This is a genomic window from Agromyces cucurbitae, from assembly GCF_058349945.1.
Genome location: NZ_JBYRES010000005.1, coordinates 68412 through 81884 on the forward strand (window position 1 = coordinate 68412; position 13473 = coordinate 81884).

General features: G+C 71.6%; 11 protein-coding genes and 1 tRNA gene. 4 read left to right on the top strand and 8 right to left on the bottom strand.

The window, feature by feature from the left end:
- Positions 1 to 4: 4 nt before the first annotated feature.
- Together AC3RJ6_RS17530 and AC3RJ6_RS17535 are read right to left on the bottom strand one after the other, a co-directional pair.
- Complete coding sequence (locus AC3RJ6_RS17530) at positions 5 to 1060, bottom strand: glycosyltransferase family 2 protein (protein ID WP_491428412.1); 1056 nt, start codon at positions 1058 to 1060, stop codon at positions 5 to 7.
- Positions 1061 to 1200: 140 nt separating this feature from the next.
- Positions 1201 to 3003 carry a S1C family serine protease gene (locus AC3RJ6_RS17535; RefSeq protein WP_491428413.1) on the bottom strand — a complete coding sequence of 601 codons (1803 nt, stop codon included), beginning with the start codon at positions 3001 to 3003 and terminating at the stop codon, positions 1201 to 1203.
- A gap of 167 nt (positions 3004 to 3170) precedes the next feature.
- On the opposite strand from AC3RJ6_RS17535, the gene AC3RJ6_RS17540 reads away from it, so the two are divergent.
- Entirely contained in the window at positions 3171 to 4397 is a 1227-nt protein-coding gene (locus AC3RJ6_RS17540) for an aminotransferase class I/II-fold pyridoxal phosphate-dependent enzyme (protein WP_491428415.1), read from the top strand.
- Positions 4398 to 4428: 31 nt separating this feature from the next.
- On the opposite strand, the gene AC3RJ6_RS17545 is transcribed toward AC3RJ6_RS17540, so the two are convergent.
- A complete protein-coding gene (locus AC3RJ6_RS17545; RefSeq protein WP_491428416.1) occupies positions 4429 to 5283 on the bottom strand; it encodes a carbon-nitrogen hydrolase family protein in 855 nt (284 codons plus the stop codon).
- A gap of 41 nt (positions 5284 to 5324) precedes the next feature.
- A complete protein-coding gene (locus AC3RJ6_RS17550) occupies positions 5325 to 5855 on the bottom strand; it encodes a ClbS/DfsB family four-helix bundle protein (RefSeq protein ID WP_491428417.1) in 531 nt (176 codons plus the stop codon).
- Positions 5856 to 6089: 234 nt separating this feature from the next.
- On the opposite strand from AC3RJ6_RS17550, the gene AC3RJ6_RS17555 reads away from it, so the two are divergent.
- On the top strand, positions 6090 to 8234 hold the full coding sequence (locus AC3RJ6_RS17555) for a hypothetical protein (RefSeq protein WP_491428418.1): 2145 nt from the start codon (positions 6090 to 6092) through the stop codon (positions 8232 to 8234).
- Positions 8235 to 8386: 152 nt separating this feature from the next.
- On the opposite strand, the gene AC3RJ6_RS17560 is transcribed toward AC3RJ6_RS17555, so the two are convergent.
- From AC3RJ6_RS17560 to AC3RJ6_RS17570, 3 genes are read right to left on the bottom strand one after another with little or no spacing between them, the layout of a single operon-like run.
- The gene (locus AC3RJ6_RS17560) at positions 8387 to 9073 is read right to left on the bottom strand and encodes a DUF3618 domain-containing protein (RefSeq protein ID WP_491428419.1); all 687 of its coding nucleotides are present in this window, start codon (positions 9071 to 9073) and stop codon (positions 8387 to 8389) included.
- On the bottom strand, positions 9070 to 9507 hold the full coding sequence (locus AC3RJ6_RS17565) for a phage holin family protein (RefSeq protein ID WP_491428420.1): 438 nt from the start codon (positions 9505 to 9507) through the stop codon (positions 9070 to 9072). Before AC3RJ6_RS17565 ends, AC3RJ6_RS17560 begins: the two co-directional genes overlap by 4 nt.
- The gene (locus tag AC3RJ6_RS17570; RefSeq protein WP_491428421.1) at positions 9500 to 10300 is read right to left on the bottom strand and encodes a hypothetical protein; all 801 of its coding nucleotides are present in this window, start codon (positions 10298 to 10300) and stop codon (positions 9500 to 9502) included. Before AC3RJ6_RS17570 ends, AC3RJ6_RS17565 begins: the two co-directional genes overlap by 8 nt.
- A gap of 298 nt (positions 10301 to 10598) precedes the next feature.
- On the opposite strand from AC3RJ6_RS17570, the gene AC3RJ6_RS17575 reads away from it, so the two are divergent.
- Complete coding sequence (locus AC3RJ6_RS17575) at positions 10599 to 11642, top strand: CorA family divalent cation transporter (RefSeq protein ID WP_491428422.1); 1044 nt, start codon at positions 10599 to 10601, stop codon at positions 11640 to 11642.
- Positions 11643 to 11746: 104 nt separating this feature from the next.
- Here the strand turns inward: AC3RJ6_RS17575 and AC3RJ6_RS17580 are convergent.
- Positions 11747 to 11820, bottom strand: a tRNA-Met gene (locus AC3RJ6_RS17580).
- Between the two features lie 256 nt (positions 11821 to 12076).
- Here AC3RJ6_RS17580 and AC3RJ6_RS17585 point away from each other — a divergent pair.
- Positions 12077 to 13429 carry a glycoside hydrolase family 18 protein gene (locus tag AC3RJ6_RS17585; protein ID WP_491428423.1) on the top strand — a complete coding sequence of 451 codons (1353 nt, stop codon included), beginning with the start codon at positions 12077 to 12079 and terminating at the stop codon, positions 13427 to 13429.
- The last annotated feature ends 44 nt before the right edge of the window (positions 13430 to 13473 follow it).

Sequence of the window (13473 nt, forward strand, 5' to 3'; positions counted from 1 at the left end):
TGCTTCACCTTCCCGTGTGGCGTGCGATGTTGCTCGTCAGCGAGAGATAGCCGAGCACGAAGCCGATGCCCCACGTGACGTGTATGCACGGCAACACTACGAGAAACCGGCTCGCCGTGCCCGCACCGCGACCGCGCGCTTCGACGATCGTCGCGGCCACGACGAAGACGAGGTAGACGAGCGGTGCGACGAAGCCGACGAGCAGCCACGGAGTCGCCCCGACCGCGAGCTGCACGAGCCCGCCGATGCCGAGCAGCAGGCCGAGCGTCACGCCGACCACCATCGCCGGCGGCACGAAGTAGCGCAGGCCGTTGGCGGCCGGGAAGCGGCGCGCGAGCTCGCCGCGCCAGAGCCCCGTCGAGAACATCTGCCGCGCGAGCCGGTCGAGGCTCGACCGCGGCCGGTAGGTCACGGCGAGCTCGGGGGTGAACCAGACGGTGCCGCCCGTCTCGCGCAGGCGTCGGTTGAGCTCCCAGTCCTGCCCGCGCTTGATGGTCTCGTCGAAGAGCCCGACCCGCTCGAGTGCCGACCGGCGGAACACGCCGAGGTACACCGTCTCGGCCGGGCCCTCGTCGCCGCCGACGTGGAAGGCTGAGCCGCCGAGTCCGACCCTGGTCGTGTAGGCGAGGGCCACCGCCCGCTCGAAGGGGGTTTCGCCCGTGGCGTCCATGATGCCGCCGACGTTGTCGGCGCCGGTGCGCTCGAGCGTCTCGACCGCGATGCGCGCGTAGTCGACGGGCAGCATCGAATGCGAGTCGACCCGAACGACGACCGGGTACTGCGCGGCCCTGATGCCGATGTTGAGCCCCGCGGGGGTCGAGCCGACGGCGTTCTCGAGCACCCGCACACGGGAGTCGCGGGCAGCGAGGTCGCCGACCAGCTCAGCCGTGCCGTCGATCGACGGGCCCAGCGCGATGAGCACCTCGACGGGGCCCGCATAGTCTTGCGCGAGGATGGACTCGACCGCCGCGCGCACGTGCGTGGCGTCGTTCAGCACGGGCATGACGTACGACACGCCGACGAGCGACGACGGGGTCGTCTCGGGGTGGTGCTCGGGCATGTTCCTCATTCGCGCTCGGGTCGATCGAGCCTAACAGGCGGGGTGCTGCAGGGCGCATCCCCGGAAGACGGCGAACGGGGCCGGATCGTCTCCGATCCGGCCCCGTTCGGCCTCGCGCCGAGGCATCCGTGCCGTCTGGCTCAGCCCTCGAAGGTGTCGAGGGTGACCGTGACGGTCTTGGTGTCGCCGTCGCGGATGACGGTGAGCTCGGCCTTCTCGCCGCCGGCCAGCGCCCGCACCTGCGCGGTGAGGTCGGTCTGGTCGGTGATCGGCAGTCCGTTGAACCCGGTGACGACGTCGCCCTGCTGCAGGCCCGCCTTCTCGGCCGCGCCGCCCGCCGACACGTCGGTGATGAGCGCGCCGACGGTGTCGCTCTGCTCGTCGGCCTGGGCCGAGGTGACCGTCGCGCCGAGCAGGCCGTGCGTGGCCGAGCCGTTCTCGATGATCTCCTTCGCGATGCGCTCGGCGAGGTTCGACGGCACGGCGAATCCGACGCCGATGTTGCCGGCCTGGCCGCCCGACGAGTCGCCGGTGCCGAGGATCGCGACGTTCACGCCGATGAGCTTGCCCTCGTCGTCGACGAGTGCGCCGCCCGAGTTGCCCGGGTTGATCGCGGCGTCGGTCTGGATGACCGGCAGCGCCACCTGGCCCGCGCCCGCGGCCTGCTGCTGCTGCGGCGCCTGCTCGGGCGACTGGCCGCCCTCGTCGGGGATGTCGAAGAAGAAGTCGAACGGGCTGCCGCCGTTCTGGCCGCCGTCGCCCTGACCCGAGTCGCCCTGGCCGCTGTCGCCCTGGGTGCTGTCGTCGGGGGTCGACGGAGCCGCCGACGAGGCGACGTCGATCGAGCGGTTGAGCGCCGACACGATGCCGTTCGTCACGGTGCCGGAGAGGCCGAGCGGCGCGCCGATCGCGATCGCGGTGTCGCCGACGTTGAGCTTCGACGAGTCGGCGAACTCGAGCGGCGTGAGCCCCGAGGCGTCGACGAGCTTGATGACCGCGAGGTCGCTGAGCGGGTCGGTGCCGATGAGCTCGGCCGAGTAGAGGTGGCCGTCGTTCGTCTTGACCTGGATGGTCGGGTCGGCGGTCGCGCCGTCGAGGGTCACCACGTGCGTGTTGGTGAGCACGTAGCCGTCCTTCGAGAGGATGATGCCCGAGCCGGTGCCCGCGCCGTCGTTGCTCGAGACCGAGATGGTCACGACGCTCGGGCTCGCCTTCGCGGCCACGGCCGAGATCTGGTTCACCGAGTCGGGGTTGTTGACGACGATGTTCTGCGCGGCGTTCTCGGCCGAGGTCTGGCTCGCGGGCTGGTTCGCGGCGACGAGCGCGGTGATGCCGGCGCCCGACGCACCGCCGATGAGTGCGGCGGCCACGATGGCGGCGGCCACGCCGAGGCCGACCTTGCGCTGCTTCGGCTCCTTCGGCGCGCCGGCGACCGGCGCCGTCGGCTGCGGGCCGCCGAAGGCGGGCGGAACCTGGCCGGCGACGGGCGTGGTGGGCGCCGTCGCCGTGGCGGGGGCCGCCGTCTGCTTGGCGTACTGGGGGGCGTGGTACGGCTGCGGCGCCTGGCCGGGCTCGTAGACCGTGCCGGTCGCGGGGGCCGGCGCGGCGGGCTGCGCCGCGGCGGGAGTCGCCGGAGCCGTCTGCGCCGCGGCGGGTGCCTGCGGGGCGGCGGCCGCGGGAGCGGCCGGTGCCGGAGCGGGCGCCTCGGTCTTCGCGACGGTCGGGACGGCGGTCGTCTCGACCGCGGCCTCGGGCGTGGTGGTCACGGCGGTGGTCTCGACGGCGGCGTCGGGAGTGGTCTGGTGGGCCTCGGCGGCGCCGGCGGCCTCGGTCGCGGCCGAAACGGCGGCAGCGTCGGTGGTGCTGGTCACGGGCGTGGTCTGCTCCGCGGGGACGTCGGCCTCGCGGGGCTCCCCCGTGGCGCCGTTGGTCGTGTCGGTCATGTCTGCTCCTTCCAAAGCGATGCCAGCATCCCGCGGCAGTCTGTGCGAGGGATTGGCGGACTCTATGACTCGCCTATCAGCGAGCAGTGATTCGTCCGAACGCCCTCGAGCATGCTTCGAGGCCCGGGCGCCAGCGTACCGGCACGACCCTCGCGTACGGTGTGAAGATGAGCGACTTCTCCCCCGCCGCCGGCCTCGATCCCTGGCAGCGCACGGCCGCGGGCGCGAGCCTGCTCGGCGCCGACGGCGCGATCGCCGCGACGATCTTCGCCGAGATGAGCGCCCTCGCCGCCCGCACCGGGGCGATCAACCTCGGCCAGGGATTCCCCGACGAGGACGGACCGTCCGAGGTGCTCGAGGCCGCCCGCGCGGCGATCGCCGACGGCGTCAACCAGTACCCGCCCGGCATGGGCCAGCCGGTGCTGCGCGAAGCGGTCGCCCGGCACCAGGCCCGGTTCTACGGGATCGAGCTCGACGCGGCATCCGAGGTGCTCGTGACCGCCGGCGCGACCGAGGCGCTCGCGGCGACCATCCTCGCGTTCGTCGACACGGGCGACGAGGTCGTGACCTTCGAGCCCTACTACGACGCCTACGCCGCGCTCATCGCACGCGCGGGCGGCGTGCACCGCACGGTGCCGCTCGCCTGGTCCGTCGACGGGCGACGGGCCGACTGGCGGCCCGACCTCGACGCCCTCGGCCGCGCGGTCACCGACCGCACGCGCATGATCATCGTCAACTCGCCGCACAATCCGACGGGAGCGGTCTTCGACGACGAGGTGCTCGCCGAGATCGTGCGCCTCGCCGAGCGCCACGACGCACTGATCGTCACCGACGAGGTGTACGAGCACCTCGTCTTCGACGGCCCGAACCGGCCGATCGCGACGCTGCCCGGCGCACGCGAGCGCACGATCTCGATCTCGTCGGGCGGCAAGACGTTCTCGACGACCGGGTGGAAGATCGGCTGGCTCACCGCACCGGCCCACCTCGTCGCCGCCGTGCTCGCGGTCAAGCAGTTCCTCACCTACGTCAACGGCGCGCCCTTCCAGCCCGCGATCGCCACGGGGCTCGACCTGCCCGACGGGTTCTTCCGCTCTGCGGCGGCGACGCTGCGCGACAAGCGCGACGTGCTCGCGGCCGGACTCGAGGCGGCGGGCTTCACGGTGTCGCTGCCGCGGGCCGGCTACTTCGTCGTCGCGGATGCCTCGCCGCTGGGTCACCCCGACGCGGCGCGCCTCTGCCGTGAGCTGCCCGAGCGGGCGGGTGTCGTCGGCGTGCCGGTCTCGGCGTTCGTGCACCCCGATCGCCACGACGCGTATCGCAGCCTCGTGCGCTTCGCGTTCTGCAAGCGCATGCCCGTGCTCGAAGCGGCGTCGGCCCGGCTCGCGGCGCTCTGACGCGGGCAGGCGACGCGAGCGCGCCCCGACGTCAGCGCGGCACGACCGCGTAGCGGCGCAGCGCGAGTGCCGGGTTGGTGCGGCGCACGGCGGCGAGCCGCTCGCGCGAGATCCAGGCCACCGCCACGTCGGGCTGCTCGCCGAGGGTCGCGAGCTCGACCCCCATCGGGTCGACGATGAGGCTCCGTCCGACCGCGACGGGCGGGGTCTGGTCGGCCGCTGCGAGATAGACGGTGTTCTCGATCGCCCGAGCGAGGGCGAGCGTGCGCCAGTGGTGCTCCTTGAGGGGGCCGCGCACCCATTCGGCGGGCACGAGCACGAGGTCGGCGCCGGCGTCGACGATCGTGCGGGTCACCTCGGGGAAGCGCAGGTCGTAGCAGGTCTGCAGGCCCACGGGCACGGCGTCGACCGTGAAGATCTCGGGCTCGTCGAGCCCGCCGGCGACGACCCGGTCGGACTCGCGCTGGCCGAAGGCGTCGTAGAGGTGCTGCTTGCGGTACCGGGCGACGAGTCGGCCGCCGTCGTCGAGTGCGACGAGCGTGTTCGAGAACCGAGCCGGGTCGTCCGCCCGCTCGAGCATGCCGGCGACGACGTGCACGCCGAGGTCACCGGCGAGCGCGCCGAGCGCGCGCACGAAGGCGCCGTCGAGCGGCTCGGCGGCGTCGGCCATCTCCTGTCCGAGCTCGGGCGTGAAGAACATCGAGTACTCGGGGAAGACGACGAGCCGCGCGCCCCGGTCGACCGCCGTGCGGGCGAGGCGTTCGATCGCGTCGAGGTTCGCCGCGACATCCGCGACGGGTGCGAACTGCGCGACCGCGATGCCGAGCCCGCCGTCGGATGCCTCGTCGCCCTGTTCGCCCGCCGTGTCGACCGCTCCGTCTGCCATGCCTCCAGCGTAGGCCGGGCGCGGGCGCGCCGCGCAGCGGTTCAGTCGAACCGCGCGGCGATCGCCTCGACCGCCCAGGCGTAGTGCCCGCCGAGGCATTCGTGGGCGGGCCCGGCGAGCGCGCCGTCGAGCCAGTCGAACCGTGCCGGGTCGAAGAGCACCTCGTCGCCGAGGGCCGACACCCGGCCGAGCGCGGTGGCGTGGCTCGCCTGCAGGCGCGCGTACGCGCGGGAGACCCCCCGCACGCGGTACTTGTCGCGCAGCGACAGGTTCAGGGCATCGAGCCGCCCCCAGTCGTAGCCCTCCGCCGGGTAGGCGGGAGTCGTGCCCGCCTCGATCGCGTCGAGCCAGCGGAGCAGCAGCTCGTGCCACGCGTGCAGGTGGTTGAGCACGTCCTGCAGGTCTCGGTCGCGTGCGGCGCCGGCGATCCCGGATGCCGCGGCCGAGGTCGCGGCCACCGGGAACGGCCGGTCGCGCACCTTCGGCGGGATGACATCGATCACGTCCTCGAGCGTGCGGAAGCCGCGCATGGCGGCGGCCTGCAGGGCGACGGCGGAGTCGGGTGTCGGCATGGGGCCATCGTAGGGCGAGCGGGCCGGCCGGCGGCGCGAACCCCGGCGCCGATCGCGCGGCTTCTCGCTCATCTCTTCGCCGAGCGCAAGCCCCTTCCGCACGAATCTCCGGCGTGTTCGACTGTCCGGGTTCACTCGGGGGCGCGACGATGCGGCCTCCGAACCGATCGGTCCCGCGCGACGAAGGGCAGACCGCCAGGGCTCGGCGGGTCCATGAGAGATGGGACAACCGCCGTGCTCCGAGCACCATCCAGGGCGGTCGGCGCCGCCACGAGCATCGCCGTCGCCGCCGCGGCCTTCGTCGCGGCATCCGCCATGCCGGCCCAGGCCGACGACCACCTGAACCTGCCGGGTGAACCGACGATCACGCTGCCGATCAACGACAGCGAGGCCGGCGGCACCTACGACCAGGACTTCACGAGGGTGTACGCGGGCACGACGCCCGACGGAACCCCCGTGTACATCTACGTCCCCGCCGGCACGCCGCTCGACGGCAGCACCCCGACCGGTGTCGAGAGCCTCGACCCGGCGTTCGACCCCACCCCCGACGACGAGTTCGTGCCGTGCGCCGACGCGGACGTCGCGGACTACACGCTCACGCAGGCGCAGATCGACTACATGGGCTCCGAGCTCTCGAACCAGATCGTCGCCGTCGACGAGGAGCACTTCGGGCCGATGGATGCGGCCGACCCCGACGAGCCCGCGAGCGACTCGCTCGTCATGGTCGTCTACAACGTGCAGGACGCGCAGTACTACGACTGCGACGAGACGACGTACACGGCCGGCTACTTCGCGCCCGAGTTCATCGACTCATCGGGCATGAACGCGATCGTCGTCGACGCGTACGACTGGGCGAACCGCGTCGGTCCCGCCGATTCCGAGTGGAACGACGACGACCCCGACAACGACCAGCCGACCCTGTACGAGGGCGTGATCGCGCACGAGCTCGAGCACCTGCTCCACAACTACAGCGACCCCGGCGAGCTGTCGTGGGTCGACGAGGGGCTCGCCGACTTCGCCGTGTTCCTCAACGGCTACGACGTCGGCGGCTCGCACCTCACCTACCACCAGGTGTTCTACGCCGAGACGTCGCTCACCCGATGGGGCGGCGGACTCGAGAACTACGGTGCGTCGTACACCTTCTTCCAGTACCTGTGGGAGCAGGCGGGCGGCAACGGGGACGGGACCTACGAACCCGACCTCGAGTACGACGGCGCCGGAGGCGACCTGCTGATCAGGCGGATCTTCGAGAACCCGGCCGACGGCATGGAGGGCGTGCAGGCCGCGATCGACGCCTTCAACGACGAGACCGGTGGCGACCTCCGCAGCGCGAAGGAGCTGTACCAGGACTGGGCCGTCTCGGTGTACCTCGACGATGAGGCATCCGATCGCTTCGACATCAAGGCGGTCGACTTCGGCGACCCGGCGTTCACCTCGTGGACGTTCGACATCGCGGACGACCAGTTCTGGGGCGGCCGGGGCTCGAACCAGGGTGCGCAGCCCGAGGCCAAGTGGCTGCGTCGGGCGAACCCGTCGAGCGACGTGGCGCTGCCGTACGGCATCCAGGTCGAGCGGTTCCGCAACCCCGGGCCGACCGTCACGGTCGCGCTCGACGGCGAGGACACCACGCGCATCGCGCCGCACACCGGTGAGACGCACTGGTACGCCGGCTACGAGAGCCAGTCGGAGAACGTGCTCGACGTCGACACGACCGGCACCGTGACCTCGCTCGACTTCTGGACGTGGCACTTCATCGAGGAGGGCTGGGACTACGGCTTCGTCGAGGCGCTGGTCGGGGGCGAGTGGGTCACCGTGCCGCTCGTCGACGACTCGGGCACGGTCGTGACGAACGACGACGACCCGCACGGCAACAACCCGACGGGCAACGGCCTCACCGGGACGTCCGGCGGCGAGTACTTCGTCGACGACCCCGTGTACGTGCACTACACGGCGCAGCTGCCGGCCGGTACGACCGACGTGCAGTTCCGCTACTCGACCGACGCGGCGTACCTCGACACCGGCTGGTTCGTCGACGACGTCATGGTGAACGGCACCGCGGCGACGCTGTCGTCCGACGAGGGCGAGTGGTTCGAGACGACGGGGCTCCAGGACGACAACTGGACGCTGCAGATCGTCTCGACCTGCGACCTCACGCCGGGCGTCGACTCGCCGTTCGAGATCACCGACGGCGCGGGCAACTACGTCTACCGCCTCGAGGGCGACGCGATCTCGCAGGCCGGCTTCGTCACGAAGTGCGCGAGCGGCAACAACCGCGACTTCGCGACGCTCGTCTCCAACCTCCCGACGGGCGACCTGACGTACCTCGACGCCGGGTACACGCTCACGGTGACCAACACGGGCAACCGCAAGAGCGGCTGACCGCCGACGGCCGGCACGACCGGCAGGCCCGGGCCCGTCACGGTCCCGGGCCTCTCGTCGTGCTCCATCACGTCGTGCGTCCGCCCGCGCACGGCGACGGGCGCGGCATCCGCTCCGGATGCCGCGCCCGTGGTCTCGCGCGAGGGCCCCGATCAGGAACCGAACGGCTCGGGCGGCATCGTGGACGCTCCGGACGACGACGGCCGCTGCGCCGGCGCGACACTCGGCGTCGTGCCCGGCGCCGCCGTCGCCGGCTCGGGCGCCGTGTCCGCCGACGTGTGTCGCTCGGCGGTGTGCTTCGCCTCGCTGCCCACCTCGGTCGCGGCTGCCTCGCCCTCCTGACGAACGGTCTCGACCGCCTCCGCAGCTCGTTCCTTGACGGCGTCCGCGGCCTCCCTCGCCGGCTCGCGGAGGTGGTCCGCGGCCTCGGCCGCGATCTCCTTCACCTCGTCGACGAGCGGCGCCGCGGCATCCTTCGCCTGGTCGGCGACCTGTCGCTCGACCTTCGAGGCCGGCACGAGCGACGCGACGAGCCAGCCGATGCCGAAGGCGATCAGGCCGACGGCGATCGGGTTACCTCGGGTGCCCGACGCGACCTTCCGCGGTGCGTCGGCGACCGCATCCCCCACGTGCTCGACCGCATCGTGCGCGGTCTCGCCGACATCGGAGGCGACGCCCATGACGTGGTCCTTGACCGAGGTCATGGCGCGTCGCATCCGCCGCGACTGGCGCTCGGCGATCTTCGACGGTGTCACCTTGTCGGCGAGCGCATCGACATCCTGTCCGAGCTCGGCGCGCGTGCGCTCGATGTCGGCACGGATCTCATCCGGGTTGCTCATCGGTTCTCCTCATTCCTCTTCAACGCCTCGGGGATCTCCTTCACGGTCTCGACCGTGCGCGGGACCCCGCGGATCTCCTCGATCTGCTTCTTGCCGGTCAGTGCGAGCACGAGGGCGACGACGCCCCAGAGCACGGCGACGACCACGGCCGACCACGCGTTGCCCATCACGTAGCCGAGGCCCCACCAGAGCGCGACCGACAGGAACGCCAGCGCGAGCATCCCGGCCGCCCCCGCACCGCCGAGGAGCCCGGCGCCGCGCCCCGCCCGCTTCGCGGACTCGCGGACCTCGGCCTTCGCGAGCTCGACCTCCTGTCGCATGAGCGTCGACACGTCGCGCGAGACCTCCGAGAGGAGATCGCCGAGCGAACTCGACTCCGCCTGTCGTTCGGACGGGGTCAGCGGCGCCTCGTGGGCATGACGTGCATCACCCATCAGACCCCCCTCTCGGACGCGCCGGAGGACGCACCGTCGTCGGAGCCGGCTCCGGTGCCGGTTCCGGGCGCCCCACCGCTTCGGTGGACACGGTCGATCCGGTCGACCCGGTGGACACGGTCGATCCGGTCGACCCGGTCGATCCGGTGCCGACCGTCCTCGCCGTCGGCGGCGCGACCTCGCGAAGCGGCGGGGCCTCCTGCACCGAGGCGTCGTCGCCCGTCGTGACCTGTCTCCCGGTCCTCGAAGCGGGGTCCTCGGGCGGCGTGGCCATCGCACGCGTCAGGCGGCCGGCGAGGATGCCGGCGCCCACGGCGATCGCGATGAAGACGCCCGGGCGACGTCGCGCGAAGCCCTTCGCCTCTTCGAGCACCGAACGGGGATCGCGCTGCTCGAGCCAGCGGGCGGCCGCGTCGGCTCGGCGTCCCGCGCCGCGCACGAGTTCGGAGGCGTAGCCCGAACGCGTCGAGCCGTTGGCCATCTCAGAGAACTCGGTGCCCGCGGAGTGCAGGCCACCGGCGAGGCGCGCCTGCTGCACCGACGCCTGGTTCTGCAACTCGTCGCCGACCTGGCCGAGGAATCGTCGCGCCTGGTCCTTGGTCTCCGACGCGACCGAACGGGTCTCGTCCTTCGCGACGTCGACGACGTGGCGGCCGGCGTCGCCGGCGTCCGAGGCGAGCGCGGAGACGTCCTCGCGGAGGTCGCCGCTCCGGGTCGGCGCCGACTGCATGCGGGTCGCGGCGGGGTCGCCGGCACCGCCGCCTCGGGTGTTCGACAGGGAACTGCTGTTCATCGTCTGCCTTCTTCCTGCATCGTGCCGACGGGCTCGATGCCGCCGTGGAGCCGTGGCAGCCCGTCGGTCGGGTGAGAACACGGTACGTAGGCGTCGACACCGCATGAAGGCCCTTGCGATCGCGCACGACGGCGCGTATAACCGCGCGCAGGCTCGACGAGCAGGGGGCGACGGCGAGTCCTGCCACGACTCCTGCCGCGCCGACGCGCGCAATGCAACCCCGTTCCCCGTTCACGGCGCGCGTGCTGGACTGATCGGAACTCGACGCCGGCCGACCCGGCGCCGGAGGAGGCACGCGATGACCGACACCCGACGTCGAGAGGAGCGCCCCGGCCTCGATCCGACAGGGTCGACCACGTCGTCGCTGCGCGCCGTCCTGGTGACGCCCGACCTCGAACCGCTCGACGAGCCGGCGCCTGCCGACCTCCCGCGCATCATCGCAACGGCGCGGCGCGGGCAGGGCTTCGTCTGGCTGTCGATGCTCGATCCCGACGACGCGGCCATCGACGAGGTGAAGACCGCGCTCGGCATCCATCCGACCGCCGCAGCAGACGTCGTCTCCGGCCGGCAGCAGCCCAAGATCCAGCAGTTCGAGGGGCACCTGTTCGTCCTGCTGTGGGCAGTCCTGCGAACCCGGCAGAGCGGCATCGTGCTCGGGCAGACGTTCCTGTACATCGGCGACAGCTGGTTGCTCACCGTACAGCGCAGCGTCGACGGTGAGGCGACCGACCTCCAGCGGCTCCTCGACCGCACCCCCGAGAACCTCCGCGACACGACGCTGAAGGCCGCCCACACGATCATGGCCGACCTCGTCGACGGATACGCGAAGGCCGCCGCCGACGTCGAGACCGACCTCGAGGCGCTCGAGGAACAGGTCTTCTCCGAGGGCGCGACCGAGGACCATCGCCGCATCTACGAGATCCGCAAGGACATCGGCCGCATCGATCGGGCGGTGTCGAGCATCGAGGCCGCGCTCCGCGAGAGCACGAGCCACCTCGAGTCGGCGACGGTTGGCCGCGAGGCGATCACGCCGCACCTGCACGACCTCCTCGACGACGCTGCCGGCACGGCCGCGCTCATCAACAACCAGAGTCGGGCGCTCGACGCCCTGCTCTCGAGCCACGAGAACAACGTCGCCGCTCGTCAGAACAAGGACATGCGCACGATCTCCGCCTTCGCTGCGCTGCTCGCCCTCCCGACGCTGATCGCAGGCGTGTACGGAATGAACTTCAAGAACATCCCGCTCGTGCAGTGGCAGTACGGCTGGGTCGCCATCGGAGGCGCGATCGTCGTGATCGACATCGTGATCTACGTGATGTTCAAGCGGCGTCACTGGCTGTGACCCGACGGCGTTTCGACGCGCCCGGAGAAGATGCACCGCCAGGAGAAAATGCACACCGGCAAAGCAGAAGGCCCGGAATCTCAGCGATTCCGGGCCTTCGTCCGTTGCGGGGGCAGGATTTGAACCTACGACCTCTGGGTTATGAGCCCAGCGAGCTACCGAGCTGCTCCACCCCGCGGCACAAGAGAAAACACTAGCACGAGAAATCGCACTCGTCCAATCGACGGCCGCCCGCACCTTCCACGCCGCCCCTGGGTGTGCACCATGTGCACTCCCGGCCGATTCCGTTGGAGGTCTCCACAGCCGGCGCGCAGCATCGTTCGCGGCATCCCCGAACCTTTGTGAAGAGTCTTAACTTACGGCTCGCGTCTTGGTAGCGTCACCGCAACCGCCGCACCCGCGGCGTCCGGCAGACCACGATCGATGAGGATTCCATGTCACCACGCCCCCTGCTGCGCGGCGCAGCCATCGCCGCAGCGACCACCGCGCTCATCGCCGCCTCGGCGGCCGCCCCGGCGGTCGCGAAGGGCCACGGCCAGCCCGAAGGTCCCAGCGACATCAACGGCTACCGCAGCGTCGGCTACCTCATGGCCGACACCCCCGTCACGCGCGACTTCCAGATCGAGGACCTGCTCACCACGGGCGCGATCGAAGACGTCACGCACATCAACTACGCGTTCGGCAACGTCACGACGAACCTCACGTGCGAGATCACGGATGCTCCGGGCGAGGGCGACGCGTACAACGACTACCTGCGGCTCGTGTCGCCGCAGGACTCGGTCGACGGCAAGCGCGACCTGCCCAACAAGCACCAGCGACTCGCCGGCAACTTCAACCAGTTGCAGAAGCTCAAGGCCGTGAGTCCCGACACGAAGGTGCTCATCTCGCTCGGCGGGTGGACCTGGTCGGACAACTTCTCGGCCGCCGCGGCCACGCCCGAGAGCCGCGAGCGGCTCGTCTCCTCGTGCATCGACCTCTACCTGAAGGGCGACCTGCCGAAGGTCGGGCACCTCGGCGGCGACGGGGCCGCGGCCGGCGTCTTCGACGGCATCGACGTCGACTGGGAGTGGCCGGTGAACGGCGGCGAGACCGCCAACGCCTCCCCCGCCGACCGCGAGAACTTCCTCGCGCTCATGGAGGAGTTCCGCCGCCAGCTCGACGCCTACGGTGCGGAGACCGGCGAGGACTACCTGCTCACCGCGTTCGCCCCGGCAGGCGGCTGGAACACGAACGCCGGCGGCTGGACCGACCCGCGCCTCTTCGACGTCGTCGACTGGCTCAACATCCAGGGGTACGACTACGCGGGCGGCTGGACGGGCAACACCGGCCACCAGGGCAACCTGCACCCCGACGGCACGAACAACTGGGGTCTCGCGCTCGACAACGCCGTCGGCCTCTACACGGCGGCGGGTGCGCGTCCCGACCAGCTCAACATCGGAATCCCCGCCTACGGCCAGGGCTGGACGGGCGTGGCCGTCGGCGACCGCGCCGTCTGGACGCCCGACCCCGCGGTCAGCTCGCTCGGCACGAAGCCGTACTACGCAATCCGCTCGATCGGCGAGGCGTACTACGACGCCGCGATCGGCGCCTCATGGCGCTACGACGCGGCGACCGGCCAGTGGTGGAGCCTCGACGACCCGAAGTCGGTCGCGCAGAAGGCGGCATGGCTCGCCGAGCAGGGCTTCGGCGGCGCGATGTGGTGGGACCTCTCGGGCGACTACCGCAACGAGCTCGGCGGCGCGCTCGGCGACACGCTCCGCGCGGCCGAGGAGGGCCCGCTCGGCTGACCTCCCTGTGCACGACCGGATGCCTCGGGGCCGGCGCAGCCCCG